Annotated in this window: 20 protein-coding genes and 1 pseudogene; 4 read left to right on the forward strand and 17 right to left on the reverse strand. The window is 66.4% G+C overall.

Features of this window, described 5'->3' with window-relative positions; genetic code table 11:
• Positions 1-108: 108 nt before the first annotated feature.
• From PE067_RS13785 to PE067_RS13845, 13 genes and pseudogenes are all read right to left on the reverse strand, one after another.
• Entirely contained in the window at positions 109-426 is a 318-nt protein-coding gene (locus PE067_RS13785) for a chorismate mutase (RefSeq protein ID WP_276190155.1), read from the reverse strand.
• Between the two features lie 334 nt (positions 427-760).
• On the reverse strand, positions 761-2,659 hold the full coding sequence (gene ftsH / locus PE067_RS13790) for an ATP-dependent zinc metalloprotease FtsH (RefSeq protein WP_276190157.1): 1,899 nt from the start codon (positions 2,657-2,659) through the stop codon (positions 761-763).
• 60 nt (positions 2,660-2,719) lie between these two features.
• A complete protein-coding gene (locus PE067_RS13795; protein WP_276190160.1) occupies positions 2,720-2,926 on the reverse strand; it encodes a hypothetical protein in 207 nt (68 codons plus the stop codon).
• A complete protein-coding gene (gene tilS / locus PE067_RS13800; protein ID WP_276190162.1) occupies positions 2,907-3,965 on the reverse strand; it encodes a tRNA lysidine(34) synthetase TilS in 1,059 nt (352 codons plus the stop codon). Before tilS ends, PE067_RS13795 begins: the two co-directional genes overlap by 20 nt.
• 57 nt (positions 3,966-4,022) lie before the next feature.
• A complete protein-coding gene (locus PE067_RS13805) occupies positions 4,023-5,015 on the reverse strand; it encodes a tetratricopeptide repeat protein (RefSeq protein ID WP_276190164.1) in 993 nt (330 codons plus the stop codon).
• The gene (gene pal, locus PE067_RS13810; RefSeq protein ID WP_276190289.1) at positions 4,918-5,337 is read right to left on the reverse strand and encodes a peptidoglycan-associated lipoprotein Pal; all 420 of its coding nucleotides are present in this window, start codon (positions 5,335-5,337) and stop codon (positions 4,918-4,920) included. The genes PE067_RS13805 and pal overlap by 98 nt, the downstream gene beginning before the upstream one ends.
• Before the next feature lie 120 nt (positions 5,338-5,457).
• Positions 5,458-6,781: pseudogene (gene tolB / locus PE067_RS13815) on the reverse strand (Tol-Pal system beta propeller repeat protein TolB).
• Positions 6,782-7,113: 332 nt separating this feature from the next.
• Positions 7,114-7,308, reverse strand: a complete 195-nt coding sequence (locus PE067_RS13820) for a hypothetical protein (protein WP_276190166.1) — start codon at positions 7,306-7,308, stop codon at positions 7,114-7,116.
• A 17-nt stretch (positions 7,309-7,325) separates the two neighbouring features.
• Entirely contained in the window at positions 7,326-8,681 is a 1,356-nt protein-coding gene (locus PE067_RS13825) for a protein TolA (protein WP_276190168.1), read from the reverse strand.
• 191 nt (positions 8,682-8,872) lie between these two features.
• Positions 8,873-9,325, reverse strand: a complete 453-nt coding sequence (locus PE067_RS13830) for an ExbD/TolR family protein (RefSeq protein ID WP_276190170.1) — start codon at positions 9,323-9,325, stop codon at positions 8,873-8,875.
• 1 nt (position 9,326) lies between these two features.
• On the reverse strand, positions 9,327-10,022 hold the full coding sequence (tolQ, locus tag PE067_RS13835) for a protein TolQ (RefSeq protein WP_276190172.1): 696 nt from the start codon (positions 10,020-10,022) through the stop codon (positions 9,327-9,329).
• A gap of 302 nt (positions 10,023-10,324) precedes the next feature.
• Entirely contained in the window at positions 10,325-10,711 is a 387-nt protein-coding gene (gene ybgC, locus PE067_RS13840; protein ID WP_276190174.1) for a tol-pal system-associated acyl-CoA thioesterase, read from the reverse strand.
• A complete protein-coding gene (locus PE067_RS13845; RefSeq protein ID WP_276190176.1) occupies positions 10,708-11,331 on the reverse strand; it encodes a hypothetical protein in 624 nt (207 codons plus the stop codon). Before PE067_RS13845 ends, ybgC begins: the two co-directional genes overlap by 4 nt.
• Before the next feature lie 277 nt (positions 11,332-11,608).
• Here PE067_RS13845 and PE067_RS13850 point away from each other — a divergent pair, with 277 nt between their 5' ends.
• On the forward strand, positions 11,609-13,309 hold the full coding sequence (locus tag PE067_RS13850) for an ABC transporter ATP-binding protein (RefSeq protein WP_276190178.1): 1,701 nt from the start codon (positions 11,609-11,611) through the stop codon (positions 13,307-13,309).
• Here the strand turns inward: PE067_RS13850 and PE067_RS13855 are convergent.
• Positions 13,306-13,932 carry a DsbA family protein gene (locus PE067_RS13855; protein ID WP_276190181.1) on the reverse strand — a complete coding sequence of 209 codons (627 nt, stop codon included), beginning with the start codon at positions 13,930-13,932 and terminating at the stop codon, positions 13,306-13,308. The genes PE067_RS13850 and PE067_RS13855 overlap by 4 nt on opposite strands.
• A gap of 88 nt (positions 13,933-14,020) precedes the next feature.
• The gene (locus PE067_RS13860) at positions 14,021-14,191 is read right to left on the reverse strand and encodes a hypothetical protein (RefSeq protein WP_276190183.1); all 171 of its coding nucleotides are present in this window, start codon (positions 14,189-14,191) and stop codon (positions 14,021-14,023) included.
• Positions 14,192-14,326: 135 nt separating this feature from the next.
• Between PE067_RS13860 and PE067_RS13865 the strand changes: the two genes are divergently transcribed.
• The gene (locus PE067_RS13865) at positions 14,327-14,788 is read left to right on the forward strand and encodes a hypothetical protein (RefSeq protein ID WP_276190185.1); all 462 of its coding nucleotides are present in this window, start codon (positions 14,327-14,329) and stop codon (positions 14,786-14,788) included.
• Positions 14,789-14,866: 78 nt separating this feature from the next.
• Here PE067_RS13865 and PE067_RS13870 read toward each other — a convergent pair whose 3' ends face one another.
• Positions 14,867-15,253, reverse strand: coding sequence for a DUF393 domain-containing protein (locus tag PE067_RS13870; protein WP_276190186.1), 387 nt, complete (start codon positions 15,251-15,253; stop codon positions 14,867-14,869).
• A 110-nt stretch (positions 15,254-15,363) separates the two neighbouring features.
• Between PE067_RS13870 and PE067_RS13875 the strand changes: the two genes are divergently transcribed.
• Positions 15,364-16,479 (forward strand): HTTM domain-containing protein, encoded by a 1,116-nt coding sequence (locus PE067_RS13875; RefSeq protein ID WP_276190188.1) that lies wholly within the window; start codon positions 15,364-15,366, stop codon positions 16,477-16,479.
• Positions 16,386-16,802, forward strand: a complete 417-nt coding sequence (locus PE067_RS13880) for an HTTM domain-containing protein (protein ID WP_276190190.1) — start codon at positions 16,386-16,388, stop codon at positions 16,800-16,802. Before PE067_RS13875 ends, PE067_RS13880 begins: the two co-directional genes overlap by 94 nt.
• On the opposite strand, the gene PE067_RS13885 is transcribed toward PE067_RS13880, so the two are convergent.
• Positions 16,754-18,277, reverse strand: a complete 1,524-nt coding sequence (locus PE067_RS13885) for a phospholipase D-like domain-containing protein (RefSeq protein WP_276190192.1) — start codon at positions 18,275-18,277, stop codon at positions 16,754-16,756. The two genes, PE067_RS13880 and PE067_RS13885, sit on opposite strands and share 49 nt — an antisense overlap.
• Positions 18,278-18,306: the final 29 nt, after the last annotated feature.

The raw sequence follows: 18,306 nt of genomic DNA on the forward strand, positions 1-18,306 counted from the left end.
GACAGCCGCCCCGATGCCCGCCCCCGACACCCGCCTGACGGTTTGCGGGATGGAATATCATGGGTGTTTCATGCGGCGGCGCGTCATCCCGTCGCCGCGCGGACCGGATCACTCGACCGGGCGGTGACTGGCCAGATGGCTTTCTTCCTGCGCGATGAAATGATCCATCATCAGCCGCCAGACCGCTTCGGCCAGATCGGGGTCCAGACCTTCTTCCGCGGCCATGCGACGGGCGTTTTCCGCCACCTCATCGACGCGGGACTGGATGCGCGCGGGCAGCCCCTCGCGCGCCTTGATCCGCGCCGCCTCGTCGATCAGCCGAGAGCGTTCTGCAAGAAGCGCCACCAGCCGCGCATCCAGCGTGTCGATACGCTGACGCAGGCGGTGAAGCAGGGAGGTTGCGGGCAATTCCGGGTAGCTGGTCATGCCCCTTGGATGCACCGCCACCACCGGTTTTGCAAGTTCTCGATGTGTCAAATCCGCGACACAGGTTAAGCGGATTTTCGCTTATTCATGCTTGCTCTGGTGCGAATCGGTAAAGAGGCGACAATCGGACTCACCAGACATGCCGCAATGAAAAAGGAGATACGGATGAATCCCGCTGGTGTCGTAATCTCTGTCGGTTTCGGGCTTGGGCTGGTCCTTGGCGCCACGATTCTGCTGGTGCTGTAAAGGATCCCCCCCCGACAGAGGTGCAGTGACGGACAGGAATAAAAGAACCCCGGCGCAGGCCGGGGTTCTTTTCGTTTCTGGGTCCGGTTCAGCCCTGCGGCTGCGGTTCGGCGCCGGGCGCCGGGCGCGACTGTTCCACCTTGGGCATGGCCGCGACCACCGGGATGGTCGAGCCGGGCGTGTCGTCATCGCCGCCAAGCGGTTCGCCACGCAGGATTTTCGCGATATCTTCGCCGGTAAGGGTTTCGTATTCCAGCAGGCCCTTGGCCATGCGTTCGAATTCGACCTCTTTTTCCAGCAGGATCTTGCGGGCCAGTTGATAGCCTTCCTCGATCATGTCGCGGACCTCGGTCTCGATCAGCTCCTTGGTATGGGCGGAAATCGAGAAACCGGCGGTATTGCCCGAATAGCCTTCATGCGCTTCGGAATAATCGACGGCGCCGACCTTGTCGGACATGCCCCAACGCATGACCATCGCCCGCGCCAGCGCCGAGGCCTGCTGGATATCGCCCGCCGGACCGTTCGAGACGCCTTCTTCACCGTATTTGATGATTTCGGCGGCCTTGCCGGCCATGGTCATGGCGATCTTCTGTTTGGCCTCGTCCTTGTGATAGTTCAGCCGGTCCATTTCGGGCAGGCTGACCACCATGCCAAGCGCGCCGCCGCGCGGGATGATCGTGGCCTTGTAGACCGGGTCGCATTTCGGCAGGCTCAGGCCGACGACGGCATGGCCCGCCTCGTGATAGGCGGTCTTTTCCTTTTGCTCGGGCGTCAGGACCATGCTGCGGCGCTCGACGCCCAGCATGACCTTGTCCTTGGCGTTTTCGAAATCCTCCATCGCGACGAAACGGCGGCCGATGCGGGCGGCCATCAGCGCGGCTTCGTTCACGAGGTTCATCAGGTCCGCCCCCGAAAAACCGGGCGTGCCGCGCGCGATGATGCGCAGATCGACATCGGGACCGACCGGAACCTTGCGGGCGTGGACGTTCAGGATCCGCTCGCGCCCCTTGATGTCGGGGTTCGGAACGTGGATCTGGCGGTCGAAACGGCCCGGACGCAGCAGCGCGGGGTCCAGCACGTCCTTGCGGTTGGTGGCGGCGATGATGATGACGCCTTCGTTCGCGTCGAAACCGTCCATTTCCACCAGAAGCTGGTTCAGCGTCTGTTCGCGTTCGTCATTGCCGCCGCCGATGCCGACGCCGCGCGCCCGACCGACCGCGTCGATTTCGTCGATAAAGACGATACAGGGCGCCGATTTCTTGGCCTGTTCGAACATGTCGCGGACGCGGCTGGCGCCGACGCCGACGAACATTTCAACGAAATCCGACCCCGAGATGGTGAAGAAAGGCACGCCCGCCTCGCCCGCGATGGCGCGGGCCAGCAGCGTCTTACCCGTGCCCGGAGGGCCGACCAGCAGCGCGCCTTTCGGGATCTTGCCGCCAAGACGGCTGAATTTCTGCGGGTTGCGCAGGAATTCCACGATCTCCTCCAGTTCCTCCTTGGCTTCGTCGATGCCCGCCACGTCGTCGAAGGTGACGCGGCCATGCTTTTCGGTCAGCAGCTTGGCGCGCGACTTGCCAAAGCCCATCGCGCCGCCTTTGCCCCCGCCCTGCATGCGGTTCATGAAGAAGATCCACACCCCGATCAGCAGGATGAAGGGCAGCCAGACGCCCAGCAGGGACATGAAGCCCGACTGTTGCTGCGGCTCGACCCGGACCTCGACATTCCTGGCGATCAGCTGATCGGCGATTTCTTCGCCCTGGGGGCGGATCGTCGTGAACTGCTTGCCATCCTTGGTCGTCAGGCCGACCTTTTCCCCGTCGATGGTGACGCTGGAAATCTGATCGTTTTCCACCCGTTGGATGAAGTCGGAATAGCTGATCTGGCGGCTGTTCATCTGGCTGGAGCCGTCGCTGAACAGATTGAACAGCGCCAGGATCATCAGGAACAGGACCACCCAGAAGGCGATATTACGCGCGTTGCCCAAAGGCTCTCCTCCGCGGGGTTTGAAAGCTTTGACCTGAAAATAGGGATTCCGGCGCGGTGTTCAATGAGAGAACAGCATTGCGCGGAAATGTCCCAGTCCGCGGATCGGCTGCGCCGCAGGTCCGGCGCCGGTTGCGGGCAGGATGGCGGGGGCCGCGACCAGCCGGTCGCCCTGCCAGATGCCGGGGGTCGATGCGGCCTCGTCGCGGGTCAGGCCGGGGCGGCGCCAGTCCAGACCGGTCAGCGCATCATGGCCCAGAACGCGCACCTCCTGCCCCGGTTGCAGCCCGTCGAGGCGCCAGCGGTTGTCCCAGATCGCGCCGCCATCGGCACCGGCGATGGCGGCGGCGCCGCGCGGCGGCGGCGGGTTCGCGGATCATCCGCAGGCGGCTGGCGCGGCGTTCCAGAATCACGCCCTCCAGCGTGGTGCGGCCACCGGCACCGACCGCGACCATCGCATGCAGCACCTCGTCGCGCCGCGCCGGATAGTCGGACCCGGTCATCCAGCGCAGGCCGGTGACCAGGATACGGCGCCGGATTTCTTCGGGGGCGCCCGTGAAATCAGACAGTTGCAGGGAAATCCGCGCCTGATCCGTCGCGATGTTTTCCGTCGCACGGGCGGCGAACTCCTGCAGCGCAGCGCGCGCCATCGCCAGATTGGCCGCCGTCTGGCCCAGACTGGCGGCAGGGATATCCAGCGCCTCCAGCGCCTTGCGCATCCGCACCCGCTCATAATCAAGGTTCTGGTTCGAAGGGTCGTCGATCCAGCGCAGCCCCTGCCCCCGCAGCCAGTCGCGCAGTTCCTGCCGCGACAGGCCCAGCATCGGGCGCAGCCAGACCGTGCCGAAGGCCAGCCGGGATGCCGCCATCCCCGACAGCCCGTCGACCCCCGCCCCGCGCCCCAGGCGCATCAGCAGGGTTTCGGCCTGATCGTCCAGCGTATGACCCAACATCACCGCGTCCAGCCGGTTGCGCGCCGCCCAATCCGACAGCAGCCGCAGCCGCGCCTCGCGGGCCTGCGCCATCAGATTGCCGGGACCGTCCTCCCGCCGCCAATGCAGGGTTTCATGGGCCACGCCCAGATCCTGCGCCATCCGCGCGGCGAATCGCGCCTCATCCGCCGATCCGCGGCGCAAACCGTGATCGACCGTCGCCGCCATCACCCGCCGCCCGGCGGCCCATGCCGTCACCAAATGCAAAAGCGCCGCGGAATCGCCGCCGCCGGATACGGCCACGCCGACCGCCGACATATCGCCCGCCAGCCGGTTCAGCTCTGTCGAGATCCGACCGGCAAGGTCTGCCGTCATGGCAGTTCCGGCATGGATTCCGCGTCGAAAGCAGCCTCGGGGTCAAGGCTGGCCGCATCATCGCCGCCGATGGCGCCGGTGTCCCCCCGATTGCGCGGCGCAGCCGGTTGAGGCCACGCGCCGTTCCGCCTCGGCCGCCTGCGGGGCGGCGGGGAAGCGGGCCAGAATTTCGAACAGATAATAGCAGCCATCCGCCGGGCTGCCGACCTGCGACATGGCGCGCGACAGGCCCAGCAGGGCATCGGGGGCCTGCGGCCCGTTGGGGTTCGCGGCGAAACTGGCCAGCCATGCCTCGCCCGCGGCGGGCAGATCGCCCGCGCTGTCCAGCGCGGCACCGCGCAGGAACATCGCCTCTGCCGTCAGTGGCCCGCCCGCGTGGGATTGCGCGACGGCCGCGAAGAGGTCCGCAGCACGACGAAAGTCACCTTGACCGAGCACCTCCCGGGCCCGGTCGAAATCGGCTGTCTCTGCTTCGGTCGCAGCCCCCGCCGAAGGGTTCGGGGTGCCCTGCCGCGCCCTGTTCATGCCTTGCTGATCCGAACCCGGCAGCGGCGCGGAACCGCCCTGCTGCCCCAGATCCGGCGTCGTCAGCGAACCCAGATCGCAGTTCGGCTCCATCTCGCACAGGCGGAATTCGATATCGCCGATGCGGGTGGTGCCATCGCGCACGATGCGGTCGATGCGGTTTTGCAACTGCTCGGTCTGGCCGGTCAGTTGCGCCAGCCGCTGTTCCATCGCGTTCATGCGGTCAAAGGCGCTGTCGCCCCCCGCCGCCGCAAAGCCCGCAGGCCCCGAGGCGACCAGTTCCGACCGCAGCGTTTGCAGATCCGCCGTCAGCCGGCTCAGTTCCGACCGGATATCGGCCAGCGAGGCCGCCCGGTCCTGCGCATGAGCGCCCGGCGTGGCGCCAGGGCCGCCAGCGCCAGCGCCGAGACCATCAGCAACCTGCGCATCAGCTACCGAAGCCCGGGCTGACCACGGTGACGGCGCGGCGGTTTTTGGTAAAGCATTCCTCGGTCGAACAGATGGCCAGCGGGCGTTCCTTGCCATAGCTGACGGTTTTCAGACGCCCGGCAACGACGCCTTGCGAAATCAGGTATTCCTGCACCGAACTGGCGCGGCGCGCGCCAAGCGCGATGTTGTATTCGCGGGTGCCCTGTTCGTCGGCATGACCTTCGATCATGGCGCTGAAACCCTGGTTCTGGTTCATCCACTGCGCCTGACGGGCCAGGATGGCGCGCGCCTCGGGCGTCAGGCTGGACTGGTCCAGCAGGAAGTTGACGGTGTCGCCGACCTCGGCCTTGAAATATTCCGCCGTGCCCGGACCGCCCAAGACCCCGGTGCCGACCGTTCCAGCCGCACCGCCGCCCATCGCATAGGGGTCGTTCACCATGCCCCCTGCGGCTTCGCACAGGCCGCCAGCCCCAGAATCACGGCCAGAGCGGCAAATTTCATCATCTGTTTCATCGCCATTCCCATCGCGATCCCTGAGTTACGGCAGCAGCGGGCCCCAATCGGGATCCGAAGCCGCCCCGTCGAAGTTCACAGGTCGCATGTTGCGCCCGGTAATGTCCACCGAATGCAACCGCGACTGCCCGGTATCGCCCGGAGTGGTGCGCATGAACATCACGACGCGCCCATTGGGGGCCCAGGTCGGGCCTTCGTCAAGGAACGATCTCCGTCAGCATTTTTTCCTCGGAACCATCCGTGCGCATGACGCCGATATGGAACCGGCCGCCGACCTGACGGGTAAAGGCGATCAGGTCGCCGCGCGGCGACCAGACCGGCGTGCCGTAGCGGCCATCGCCAAAGCTGATGCGGCGCGGCTCTCCGCCGCCTGCGGACATGATATACAGCTGCGGGCTGCCCGAGCGGTCGGATTCAAAGACGATCTGCTTGCCGTCGGGGCTGTAGCTGGGCGAGGTTTCGATCGAGGGCGCATTGGTCAGCGCGCGCTGTGCGCCCGACCCCGCATCCATCTGATAGATATCGGTATTGCCGTTCTGTTCCAGCGAATAGACGATCCAGCGCCCATCCGGCGAAAAGCGCGGCGAAAAGCTCATGGTGCCCTGCTGCTGGCCCATCTGGCGGCTGGCAAGCGTGTTCACATCCATCAGCATGACCTGCGGGAAACCCGTGGCATAGGAGGTATACAGCAGCCGGTTGCCATCGGGCGAAAAGCGCGGGGCCAGCACCAGCGCGGAATCGTCGGTCATCCATTTGATGTTGGCGCCGTCGTAATCCATGATGCCGATGCGTTTCAGCCGGGCATTTTTCGGGCCGGTTTCCGACACGAATGCCACGCGGCTGTCGAAATAGGGGCCTTCGCCGGTCAGCCGGGCATAGACCTGATCGGCGGCCTTGTGCGCCGCGCGCCGCCAGTTGCCCGTGCTGGCATCGAATTGCATCCCGTCGCCAAGCGGCTGGCCGGAAAACACGTCGAACAGCCGGAACTTGACCACGACCTTGCCGCCCTGAACGCTGACCGCGCCGGTGACCAGCGCCTGCGCATTGATCGCCTTCCAGTCCTCATAGGCGACGGCGGCGTCGAAACCCGCCGGGCGAGCGATATGGGCGCTTTGCGGAATTTCGCGGAACAGGCCCGTGCCGGTCAGATCGGCCGCGACCAGATCGCGGACCTGCCCGACCATCTGCCCCGCGCCGCCTTCGTCGAAAAAGGTGATCGCGAAGGGCATCGGTTCGATCACCCCCTCGGTGATTTCGATCCGCAGGGGACCATCCTGCGCCAGCACGGGCGCGGCCAGACCGAACCCCGTCAGGGCGATGACAGAAGAAAGTAGAAATTGACGCAACATGAATCGGCCCTCTGGCGGTTTGGTTGCAGGTTATCGGTTCAGCGCGGCAAAGGGCAGAGCCCCGATGGCCGGCATTGTCACGAGCAGCGACGTCACGATCACATATTCGGTATCTGTGCGGGAATATCCCCGGCCTGGCGACTGTCCGGGCATGTCGCGGGCATCCACGATGCCCATCGGCAAGATATAATGTTGCAGCTCGTCTTCGGTCCGGGATGGTTCGGCGCCGTCCTGAACATGGTCAGGACAGCGGCCAGGCGCGCGACCCGCAGCCCGGTCATGCGGCTGGTTCGCCGCGGCCTGACTGGTGACGCGGATGCCGTCGGGACGGATCAGCCCGCCTGATCGGCCTGAAACGCCACATGATACATGCCACCCGGCTGGCGTTTCTGCCCGGCATGTTCGGGATCAGGGACAAAATACCTGCCCACGCATTTCCGGATCGACTGCACGGCACTTGCCGCGCCGTCCTGTTGTGCGGCAACAGGCTGCGCGACGGTCGGGGCAGGGCTTGCGATCACGGCCATCCGGTTCCGCATCCCGCCTACCTCAGCGCCGCGCCACCGCTGGCCCGGAAGTCGATGATGACATCCTTCCAGCGGTTGTATTTTTCCGGCGGCAGCTTGTAGCCGCCGCTGCGGGCCGCGCAGGCCAGAATGGCCCGGCGCGCGGCCTCATAGGCCTGATTGGCGGCGGCATCCGAACCGCCATCGTGGCCGATCATCCGCAGCGAGCCCTGTTCCGGCATGCCGTTCTGCGCCATCGCGAAACGCACGGAAACCGTGACGCGGCTGGCCTCGGTCGAGAGGGCGCCACGGTTCCAGCAGGCTTCGACCGCGATGCGGAAACCGTCCTTTTCGCCCTGGCTCAGCGGCGGGCCGCTGGCAGCAGCGCCACCACCGCCCGAGCCGCCGGAACCGGCCTGTTCGGCAGCCGCCGTTTCAGCGGCGCGACGTTCGGCGGCGGCAGCGGCCTCGCGGCGTTCGGCCTCTTGCTGACGGGCGCGGGCTTCGGATGCCTGACGTTCAGCCTCTTGTGCGGCGCGGGCGGCTTCGGCTTCGCGACGCTGTGCCGCCTCGCGTTCCTCGGCGGCGCGGGCTTCGGCCTGTTCGCGGGCGCGGGCTTCTGCCGCTTCGCGTTCGGCGGCCTCGGCTGCGGCAGCGCGGCGTTCGGCAGCGGCACGGCGTTCGGCAGCGGCCTCGCGTTCCCGCGCCTGATTTTCCTCGGCCTGACGTTGTTCTGCCTGCCGCTGTTCTGCGCGGCGTTCTTCTGCCGCACGTTCCGCTGCCGCGCGTTCCTCGGCGGCCTCGGCCTCGCGCGCGGCGGCGGCGCGGCGTTCGGCGGCGGCAGCCTGGTCCTGCTCTTCGCGCTGGCGTTCGGTTTCGCGTTCGGTTTCTGCGCGCCGTTCAGCGGCGGCGCGTTCGGATGCGGCCTGTTCCTCGGCACGGGCCAGTGCCGCCTGACGTTCGGCGGCGGCGCGCTCGGCGGCCTGCTGGGCGGCTGCCTGACGGGCGCGGGCCGCCTCTGCCAGACCGGCGGGGCGCGATTGCGGGCGCGACGATGTCACCGGCGCCAGCGCCGAACGCGGCGGCGTCACGGTCTGCGGCTGAGCGGGCGTTTCGGGCCGCGATTGCGCCGGCGTCTGCTGCGGCAGGGCCGCGCCATCGTTGGCCTGATCGGGCTGCACGGGTTGCGGCGCGACGGTCGCCACCTGCTGCGGGCGCGGCGTCGGTTCCAGATCGCTCAGATCCGGGCGGGCTTCGGGGCGGTCGTCGGGGCTGGCCAGCACCTGCGCCTGCACGTCGGGCGACGGCGGCGACATCGCATCCGGCGCGCCGGTCACGTCCTCCTCCGACGGCGGGCGGGGCTGCGCGGGGGTCGAGGCGGCGGTTTCCGCCACCGGCCCCGCCCCGCGGCGGCCGCCGCGATCGCCGGAATTCGGCTTCCGACATGGTCGAAACCGAGGTCATCCGCACGGCCTCCAGCGGCTCGGTGCGAAAGAACACGCCGCCGACCGCGACCCAACCGATCAGCCCGGCATGGGCAAGCCCGGAAACCCAGGCCCCGATGCGATCCGCGCGATCCATCACCCTAGCCGTCCATCCGCGGACCGCCCGAGTCGGTCACCAGCACGATATCGTGGAAACCCGCCGCATTCAGCGCGCCCATCACCTGCATGACGCGGGCATAGGGCAGATCGCCCGCCGCGCGCAGATAGATGCGCTGGCTTTGGCGTTCCTGCGCGACCGATTGCAGCCGCGTGATCAGTTCGTCTTCCGGGACCTCGGTGGTCATCACGACCAGCGGGCCTTCGGCGGTGATCGACACGGTCAGCGGCTCTTCCTGTTCCGACGGCACGGGCTGGGCGGCGGTGCGCGGTAGTTCCAGCGGCACGCCGACGGTCAGCATCGGCGCCGCGACCATGAACACGATCAGCAGGACCAGCATCACGTCGACGAAAGGCGTGACGTTGATTTCGGCCATCGGCTGCGTGCGCCGCCTGCGCCCGCGCCCCCGATCCTTTCTGACGACACCCGCGCCCATCTTATTCCTCGCCCAGCTGGCGCGACAGGATGGTCGAAAACTCGTCCGCAAAGGTTTCGTAATTTCCGGTGATGCGGTCGGCATCCCCCGACAGCTTGTTGTAGAAGATCACCGCCGGGATCGCCGCCAGCAGGCCAAGGGCGGTCGCGACCAGCGCCTCGGCAATGCCCGGCGCCACCACGGCCAGCGAGGTGTTTTGCGAAATCGCGATTTCCTCGAACGAATTCTTGATGCCCCAGACCGTGCCGAACAACCCGATGAAGGGCGCGGTCGAACCGACCGTGGCCAGAAAGGACAGCCCGCGCGTCAGCCGGTCGCTTTCGCGGCCGATCGCCACATTCATCGCGCGGTCGACGCGGGCGCTGGTCCCGGCGATCATGCGCCCGTCATGCGTCTGGCTGCGCTGCCATTCGCCCATGCCTGCCGCAAAGATCCGCTCGGGCGAGGTCCTGGGGCTGTCGCCGATGCGGTCGAACAGATCGTCCAGCGGCTCGCCCGACCAGAAATCGCGGTCGAACCGGTCGGCGTCACGCCGGGCCGCGGCAAAGGTGATGAATTTCTGGATGATGATCGCCCAGGCCCAGAAAGAGGCCAGCACAAGTATCACCATCACGATCTGCACCGTGATCGAGGCGCGCGCGAAAAGCGCGATCACCGAAAAATCCACTGCCTGTCCGGCTGCTGCGACTTGATCCATTGGGGTTGCCTGTCCTTTGGGCCGCTGCTGGCTGCGGCTTCTGCCCCGCCCGATAGCAGAGCGCATTTCCGGGGCAAAGCCCGCAACCCGTCAAATCTGCGTCAACTTTCGGGGGGTTGTTGCGCCGCCCGGCCAAGGGCGCATGCCGTCACCGGGGCGGCGCATCGCGGGCGGGCGCTGCGGCAAGGGGTTGTGCGGGCTTGGGAAAACCGGCGCCCCCCTGTCGCGCATCGCCCCGGTCCACCGACCGGATGCGTCGAAAATCCCGGCCGCACGGGGCCGCGATCCATGGACCCGCGATCTCAGCCCAGCCTTTCGGCCAGCCCGGCAGGCAGGCGGGCCGCCCGGCCATTCGCGCCGATACAGACCAGCGTGACGCGGCAGGTGAACAGCGCCTGCCCATCGCGCAGAACCGCCTGATCCATGACCACCCGCGCGGGCGTGGCCGAATGCAGGCTGGATGCGACGACCAGCGCATCGTCGAAACGGGCGGGCGACAGGTAATCGGCCTCGATCCGGCGCACGGCAAAGACCACGCCCTGCGCCTTCATCGCGACCTGATCGACGCCGATGTCGCGCAGCCATTCCGACCGGGCGCGTTCGATGAATTTCAGGTAATTGGCGTAATAGACGATGCCCGCCAGATCGGTGTCCTCGTAATAGACGCGGACGGGAAAGTGATGAGTCATGGCGTCTTTCTCCGGCTGTTTTCCCGCAAGGCGCGCGCAGACAGGCGCAGCGCGTGGGACGGATCATGCGCCGCCGCTGGCATCACCGGATCATAGGCCGCGCGCAACAGCGCCGCCAGTTCCGGCGAAGGCAGCACGTCCTGCGCGAATGTCAGGACCGAACGCACCGCCAGCACCTCGGCCAGGGCGCCGGGATGGGCGTCGTGCAAGGCGCCGCTCATGTTGACAAAGGTCAGGCAGGCGCGGATCGCGCCATCCTGATCGAAACGAAAGATGCGATACTGATCCGCCTGCGCCGCCGCCAGCCGCGCCACAAGACCGGGCTGGCCGGTCAGCTTTTCCAGATCGGGGACATGGTCCAGATCGGCCCAGTCCCGGACGAAGAACAGCATCATGTTCGCCCCCATCTCGGGGTCGGTATCGGTCATCGGCTGGCGGATATCGTTCAGCACCGCCTGCAACGCGCCGCGAAAGATCGCAAGGCTTTCATCCGCCAGACCAAAGATCACCGGCGCGACCGGGCGCCCCCAACGCGCGCACAGATAGCTGTCGCCGCGCGTGAACAGGCGGGCGATGGCGTCCGGGGTCAGAGCTTCCGGCGTCAGATCGGTCTGGGTCATGGGGCGCGGCCCTGTCATCTTGCGAGGTCGTCATCTTGCGAAGTCGCCCCGGTTTAGGCCAAGACCCCGCGCGGCGAAAGGCCCCCCGCCCTGATTGCAACCGGCCCTGATTGCACCCGGCCTTGCGGTTGTGGTAACCCGCTGGCAACCGCCCCCTCCGGGGCAAGCAGGCGCACCCCCGACCGCGCCACGATCAGGCGAGCCGTCACAGCCAGCCGACATTCCGCCATCAGGCCGCCCCGGAACGGACGTCCGCCGCCCCTTGTCACGGTGTTTCATGCTGCGCGATTTCATTTCCTATTACCGCCCCCACAAGCGCCTGTTCTGGCTGGATTTCAGCGCCGCCGTCGGCTCTGGCCTGCTGGAGCTGTCATTCCCGCTGGCGATCACCGGTTTTATCGACCACCTGCTGCCGCGCGGCGACTGGACGCTGACGATCATCGCCGCCTGCGTGCTGCTGGCGGTCTATGCGCTGAACACCGGGCTGATGGCGATCGTGATCTGTTGGGGCCACAAGCTGGGGATCGAGATCGAAACCGAAATGCGCGCCCGCGCCTTTGCCCATCTGACACGGCTGTCTTGGCGCTGGTATGACCGCGCCCGCACCGGCAAGCTGGTCGCCCGCGTCACCCGCGATCTGGAAGAAATCGGCGAGGTCGCCCATCACGGCCCCGAGGATCTGTTCATCGCCATCATGACCTTTGCCGGCGCGCTGGCGCTGATGGTCTGGCTGCATCCGACGCTGGCGCTGGTGACCCTGTGCATCGTGCCGCTGACGATCTGGCTGGTCGTCGTCTATGGCGGGCGCATGACCCGGACATGGCAGGAAATCTATTCCCGCGTCGGCAATTTCAACGTCCGGCTGGAGGAAGCCCTGGGCGGCATCCGCGTCGTTCAGGCCTTTGCCAATGAAAGCCATGAAAAGGACCTGTTCGCCCATGACAACCGCGCCTATCGCGCGACGAAACTGGACGCCTACCGGATCATGGCGGCGTCGATGGCGATCCATTACATGGGGCTGCGTTTCGTTCAGGTGGTGGTCATGGTCGTCGGCGCGGGCTTCGTGCTGTCGGGCAGCCTGTCGACGGGCGGCTTTGTCGGCTTTCTGCTGCTGGTCGGCGTGTTCTTTCGCCCGCTGGAAAAAATCGCCGCGGTCATCGAAACCTATCCGCGCGGCATCGCGGGCTTTCGCCGCTATCAGGAACTGCTGGCGACTGAACCGGAAATCGGCGACAGCCCCGATGCGATCACGGCCCCGGCCCTGCGCGGCGAAATCGTCTTTGACGACGTGTCGTTTTCCTATGACGAGACGCGGCCGGTTCTGCATAATGTCTCGCTGACCGTGCAGCCGGGCGAAACCGTGGCCTTTGTCGGGCCATCCGGCGCGGGCAAGACGACGCTGCTGGCGCTGTTGCCGCGCTTTTACGAACCGACATCGGGGCGGATCACGGTCGATGGCATGGCGCTGGACAGCCTGACGCTGGACAGCCTGCGCAGCCAGATCGGCATCGTCAGCCAGGATGTGTTCCTGTTCGGATCGACCATGCGCGACAATATCGCCTATGGCCGTCTTGGCGCCGGCGATGCCGAAATTCTGGATGCCGCCGCCCGCGCCCAACTGCTGCCAATGATCGAAACCCTGCCCGAGGGGCTGGATACCGTGGTCGGCGAACGCGGCGTCATGCTGTCGGGCGGCCAGAAACAGCGCGTCGCCATCGCCCGCGCCTTTCTGAAAAACCCGCCGGTGCTGATCCTGGACGAGGCGACCTCGGCCTTGGACAGCGAAACCGAACGCGAGATTCAGGCCGCGCTAGAGGCGCTTTCGGTCGGGCGCACGACGCTGGTCATCGCCCACCGCCTTGGCACGATCCGCAACGCCGACCGGATCGTGGTGATGGATCAGGGCCGCGTGTGCGAGACCGGCAGCCATTCCGGCCTGATCGCGCAGGGCGGCATCTATGCGCGGCTGGCGGGTTAAAGCAGGTCCTCGCGTGCCTGTGCGATCATGGCGCGCAGGCTGGCCATGCTCTGCTTGCCGAAAACGCCGTTATGCCCGGCGATAAAGGTGGGCGTGCCCTGCAGGCCCATGTGATCGGCCAGCAGCATCGAATGGTCCAGATGCTGCGTCACCTCGGACGCCTGCATGTCGCGGCGCAGGCGTTCCGCGTCCAGCCCGACCCGCCGCGCCGTCGCCATCACCACATTTTCCGCGACCTGTCCGCGCAGCTTCATCAGCGCGGTATGGAACGGCCAGTATTTTCCCTGTTTCAGCGACGCCAGCGAGGCGCGGGCCGCGAACACCGAACCTTCGCCAAAGACCGGCCATTCGCGAAAGACGAGGCGCAGGTCCTTGTCCTCGGATATCAGCGCGTGGATGTCGGACACCGATTCCCGGCAGAAATGGCAATTGTAATCAAAGAACTCCGTCAGCGTGACATTGCCCTGCGGATTGCCCAGAACGGGGGCGTTCGTGTCGCGCTCCAACGCCTCGCGCAGTTCGGGGGGCATGGGATTGTCATGGGCCAGCGTCGCAAAGCCGGACAGCAGGGACGCGGCGGCAAAGGCGCCGCCTGCGGCGATGATGGTGCGGCGTCTGAACATGTTGGCCCTTTCCTCTACTTGTCCGGTCGCGGGACCGGGATGCGCCAAGCGGTAGCGGGATTGGCGGCCCCTGACCAGTCAAGCCCGATCACATGATCGCAAGGCGGGCCGGACGCTCGATCAGGGCGCGGGTCAGTTCCTGATACACGCGCCCCACGGTCAGAGTCCGCCCACCCTTACCCTTTGCCTGCGCGACACGCTTGCACCGAGCCGCCCGCGTCACGCCGAATGCGCCCGGAAATCCGTTCCGCACCCGCATCGCCACAAGGCCCCCACCGGCGCCGTCACGAAACCGTCAATAAAAATTCACAGCCTGCCGGGGAATAGTTTCCGGGCTGGCGCGTCCTACCCCCTGCAACACCGGCCGTGTTGCCTATTACAAAGGACGGAACAGATGAAACCTTCGAAACGGATCCTGATGGTGTCGCTGGTCGTGGCAATGGGCCTGCCGGGGATCGCGGGCGCGGATGTCAGCCCCTTCAGCCGCTTTACCGACGGGCCAGCCCCGCAGAAAACCCAGGCGGGACAAGCCGAGCCGATGGCCGAGCGCGCTGCCCTGCGTCGCGGCAATGATGACGATGACGACGGCCCCCGCCGTGGCCGCCCCGGCCTGAAACGCAATGACGACGATGACGACGGCAGGCGGCGCGGCCGTCCGGGGATACAGCGCCATGACGACGACGATGACGGCCCCCGCCGCGGACGCCCCGGCCTGAAGCGCAACGACGATGATGACGATGGCCGCCGCCGCGTCCGCCCCTCGCGCCATGACGATGACGATGACGGGCGCCGTGGGCATGTCATCCGCCGCCACTGGCCCGCTCCGGGTCATGGCGTCATTTTCCGCCGCGACTAGAAAAACACGCGCAAGTCGCCGCATCGGGACGGATGATCACATGAAAGCGCCGGAAAGACCGGCGCTTTTTCCATGCCCTCAGCCAATCCGCGACCGCCCCAGCAGGCGCAACAGGGCGCCGCGCCCGGCCCGCAGAACCGGATAGACCAGCGCCGCACGGCGCGGCGCGCGCATCAGCCAGATCAGCGGCCCGCGCCCGCTGGACAGGGCCGACAGCAGCGCCATCGCCTCGGCCCCGTGGCACAACCGCCCGCCGTGGCGCACCGCCATGCCGCTGTCGAAATCAACCCCTTGCGCGCGCAGCTCTGCCACCCGCAGATCGCCCGAGCGCGCGTCGATCAGTTCGACCTGCCCGACCGCGCGGCGCAGGTTTATCATCCGCACATAGGACGAACACAAAGGGCATTCGCCGTCATAGAAAATCTGGATCCCCCCCGTCATCTGGTGGGTCGTCTGCTGGGTCATCTGGCGCCTCCGGCTGCGGCTTTTTGCCGTGTCGCGGGAATAACGCGGCATCGCCACACGTTATTCCGCCAGAGCCGATGATGACAGATCCCGCGCAAAGGACCGAACGCATGACACCCAATGGCCTGACCGCACCGCTTGCCCGCTGGCGCCTGCACCTGTCCCGGCCGGTTTCCGGGCAATCGCTGGCGGTGTTCCGCATTCTGTTCGGCGCGCTGATTTTCTGGGATTTCTGGCGCTTCATCCTGCACGACCGGGTCTGGCGCTACTGGATCGAGCCGGAATTCCATTTCAGCTATCCCGGTTTTGGCTGGGTCTCTGCCCCGAGCGAGCTTTGGGTCCATATTGCCTGGGCCGGTATCGGGATCAGCGCCGTGATGGTGGCGATCGGGCTGTTCTACCGGGTCGCGATCGTGGTGCTGACGCTGCTGTTCGGCTGGTTCTTTCTGATCGACGCGGCGGAATATCTGAACCATTTCTATCTGGTCCTGCTTTACGCGCTGATCCTGTGCTGCCTGCCCGCCGCGCGGGTCTGGTCGCTGGATGCGCGGCTGTTTCCGCGCCCGCAGACGGTGCTCTATGGCGCCGTCCATATCCTGCGGGTGCAGACCGAAATCATGCTGATCTTTGCCGGTCTGGTCAAACTGACCCCCGACTGGCTGGCCGGAGAGCCGCTTGGCCTGTGGATCCGCGACCGCACCGCCGGCATGTGGCTGGAGCCGCTGGCCCAGCACGACTGGCTGATCGCCGCCGCCTGCTGGCTGGTCATCGCGCTGCATGTGCTGGGGGCGCCCCTGCTGCTGTGGCACCGGACGCGGCTGGCGGTCTTCCTGATCTATTGCGTCTTTCACATGGGCAATGCCTGGGCCTTCAACATCGGCATTTTCCCGTGGCTGACCATCGCCGCCACGACGATCTTCTTTGCCCCGGACTGGCCGTCGAAACTGCTGGCCCGGTTGGGCGTCAGGCTGCCCGAAACCCCGGCCATGGCCAGCGGCGCCACCCTGCTGCCCCGTGCGGCCATGCTGGCCATGGCGCTGTGGATCGCGGTCCAGATCGCGCTGCCCCTGCGCCGCTGGCCTTTGATCCCGAGGTGCGGTGGAGCAGCGACGGCCATCGCTTTTCATGGCGGATGCGGATCTACGACCGCTTTGCCGAAGGCGTCTTTATCGTCACCGACCGCCAGACAGGTCAGCAATGGGTCGTCCATCCCGACGATTTCCTGACCATGCGCCAGACCGACAAGATGCTGGTCCGTTCCGATCTGGTCCATCAATTCGCCAATCACCTTGCCCGGATCTGGGCCGCCGAGGGGCGCGAGGTTTCCGTCCGCGCCGAGATCTGCAAATCGCTGAACGGTCGGCCCTGTCAGGACTTCATCGACCCGACGGTCGATCTGACGCAGGTCAGGGTCAACCGCTTTGGCGCGGACCCTCGGGTCGTGCCGCTGGAAATCCCGGTCTGGGGCGTCGGGCAGAACCGGCAGATCGCCGCCGCCGTTCAGTCCTCATCCCCCGATGACGAGGACGAAATCCGCGACCACAGATAGATCCCCGCCCCGGCTGCCGCCGCCCCCAGAAACAGATGGCGCGAGGTCAGGCCAAGCCGGCTTTGCGCGCTGCGCCGGTAGCGCGGATCAGAGAAACGCGTATCGGCCAGAAAGCGGCCGAACAGGTTTTCCCGGCGCGGCTTGACCGGGCGCAACCCGCGCCCAAGGGCCGGGCGGTTCAGCCTGCGGATCGCGGCGATGACGCTGCCTTCGCGCCGCAGGACACGGGCGAATTCGCGCGGATCGCAGCCCAGATGTTCGGCGATCAGATCGTTGCGGATATCCAGAATGCGCCCTTTGTCGCGGCTGCGCGTGGCCTGCACGGCCACGTCGCATTCCGTGTCGAACCCCATTGAACGCCGGTCGATATTGCTGGAACCGATGCGCAAAAAGCTGTCGTCGATGATGCTGATCTTGGCATGGACATAAATGCTGTCGCCATCGTCATCGACGGGAAACAGCATCACGAAGCGCCCATAGGGATCGGCCGCCGCAAGATCGCGCAGCATCCGGCTGCGGGTGATATGCATGGCCTGATCCTCGATCACGTTCTGCGCCGCGTCGGGGTTGATGACGACGACCTCGGGACCGTCGGGTTCCTGCAGGCGGGCATGGATGGCCCGGGTGATGCTGTCGGCGGCGAAATACTGCGATTCCAGATAGATCACATCGCGGGCGGCGCGGATGCTGTCCAGATACAGGAACTCGATCTCACCGACCGCGGGGGCATCGCGTTCAGGCGGTTCGGTGCGGGCGATGGCCACGTCGATATCGGTGAAATCGGGCCGGACGCTGTCGGGCCAGCGGTTTTCGCCGGGCTTGAATTCCTCGTCCATCGGGGCGTCATTGGCGTGTTCCCAACGCGCCCGCGACAATTCGCCAAGCGCGGCGGCGGCGGAGCCGGTCATCACGGTGGTCGCGTCATGCCAGGCCTGCGCGACCTCTCCGTCCCGGCTGCGGCGGGGATCGCCGGGCAGGTGGTCGCGCGTGTCCCACCGCCCCGCCGTCACGTCGATGCCGCCGCAAAAGGCCAGCGAATCGTCGATCACCACGATTTTCTGGTGATGGCAGGCCCCGATCGGGTGACGCCCGTCAAAGGCCAGATGCACCTGATCGGGCGACAGGAACTTGATCTGCAAGGCGGGCATCACGCCGCCGGGCGCGATCAGGGCGCCGCCGCTCCATTTCAGCAGATAGATGTCCAGCCCTTCGTGCTGATCGACCAGCGCGTCCAGAAAGGGGCCGATCTGGTTCGGATAGCCGTCCGGCGCATTGCCTTCGGCATCGCTTTCGCCGGGCAGCATCTCGATTTCGAAATCGAAATCCCAACCGATCAGCGTGACCAGCCGCCGCGCCTTCAGCAGCGATTCACGCAGGGCGCGGAAATAATCCGCGCCGTCGATGATGACCGCGAAACGGTCAGCCTTTTCGATACGCCAGCAGTTGTGATCCGGCGCGAAAGTGAAATCAGTCATGACGGGTTCAAAGCCTTTGGGATGCCTCA

Source organism: Paracoccus sp. DMF-8, from assembly GCF_029309835.1.
Taxonomy (GTDB): domain Bacteria; phylum Pseudomonadota; class Alphaproteobacteria; order Rhodobacterales; family Rhodobacteraceae; genus Paracoccus.

What these genes read in the sequence shown, in the direction of transcription:
- PE067_RS13860 (WP_276190183.1), bottom strand. Translation starts at nt 14,191, where the DNA reads ATGCGGGTGCGGAACGGATTTCCGGGCGCATTCGGCGTGACGCGGGCG.
- PE067_RS13820 (WP_276190166.1), bottom strand. Translation starts at nt 7,308, where the DNA reads ATGGCCGTGATCGCAAGCCCTGCCCCGACCGTCGCGCAGCCTGTTGCC.
- pal (WP_276190289.1), bottom strand. Translation starts at nt 5,337, where the DNA reads ATGGGCGGCGGTGCGGCTGGAACGGTCGGCACCGGGGTCTTGGGCGGT.
- PE067_RS13805 (WP_276190164.1), bottom strand. Translation starts at nt 5,015, where the DNA reads ATGGCAAGGAACGCCCGCTGGCCATCTGTTCGACCGAGGAATGCTTTA.
- PE067_RS13865 (WP_276190185.1), top strand. Translation starts at nt 14,327, where the DNA reads ATGAAACCTTCGAAACGGATCCTGATGGTGTCGCTGGTCGTGGCAATG.
- PE067_RS13880 (WP_276190190.1), top strand. Translation starts at nt 16,386, where the DNA reads ATGCGGATCTACGACCGCTTTGCCGAAGGCGTCTTTATCGTCACCGAC.
- tilS (WP_276190162.1), bottom strand. Translation starts at nt 3,965, where the DNA reads ATGACGGCAGACCTTGCCGGTCGGATCTCGACAGAGCTGAACCGGCTG.
- PE067_RS13850 (WP_276190178.1), top strand. Translation starts at nt 11,609, where the DNA reads ATGCTGCGCGATTTCATTTCCTATTACCGCCCCCACAAGCGCCTGTTC.
- PE067_RS13885 (WP_276190192.1), bottom strand. Translation starts at nt 18,277, where the DNA reads ATGACTGATTTCACTTTCGCGCCGGATCACAACTGCTGGCGTATCGAA.
- ybgC (WP_276190174.1), bottom strand. Translation starts at nt 10,711, where the DNA reads ATGACTCATCACTTTCCCGTCCGCGTCTATTACGAGGACACCGATCTG.
- PE067_RS13870 (WP_276190186.1), bottom strand. Translation starts at nt 15,253, where the DNA reads ATGACCCAGCAGACGACCCACCAGATGACGGGGGGGATCCAGATTTTC.
- tolQ (WP_276190172.1), bottom strand. Translation starts at nt 10,022, where the DNA reads ATGGATCAAGTCGCAGCAGCCGGACAGGCAGTGGATTTTTCGGTGATC.
- PE067_RS13875 (WP_276190188.1), top strand. Translation starts at nt 15,364, where the DNA reads ATGACACCCAATGGCCTGACCGCACCGCTTGCCCGCTGGCGCCTGCAC.
- PE067_RS13845 (WP_276190176.1), bottom strand. Translation starts at nt 11,331, where the DNA reads ATGACCCAGACCGATCTGACGCCGGAAGCTCTGACCCCGGACGCCATC.
- PE067_RS13830 (WP_276190170.1), bottom strand. Translation starts at nt 9,325, where the DNA reads ATGGGCGCGGGTGTCGTCAGAAAGGATCGGGGGCGCGGGCGCAGGCGG.
- PE067_RS13855 (WP_276190181.1), bottom strand. Translation starts at nt 13,932, where the DNA reads ATGTTCAGACGCCGCACCATCATCGCCGCAGGCGGCGCCTTTGCCGCC.
- PE067_RS13785 (WP_276190155.1), bottom strand. Translation starts at nt 426, where the DNA reads ATGACCAGCTACCCGGAATTGCCCGCAACCTCCCTGCTTCACCGCCTG.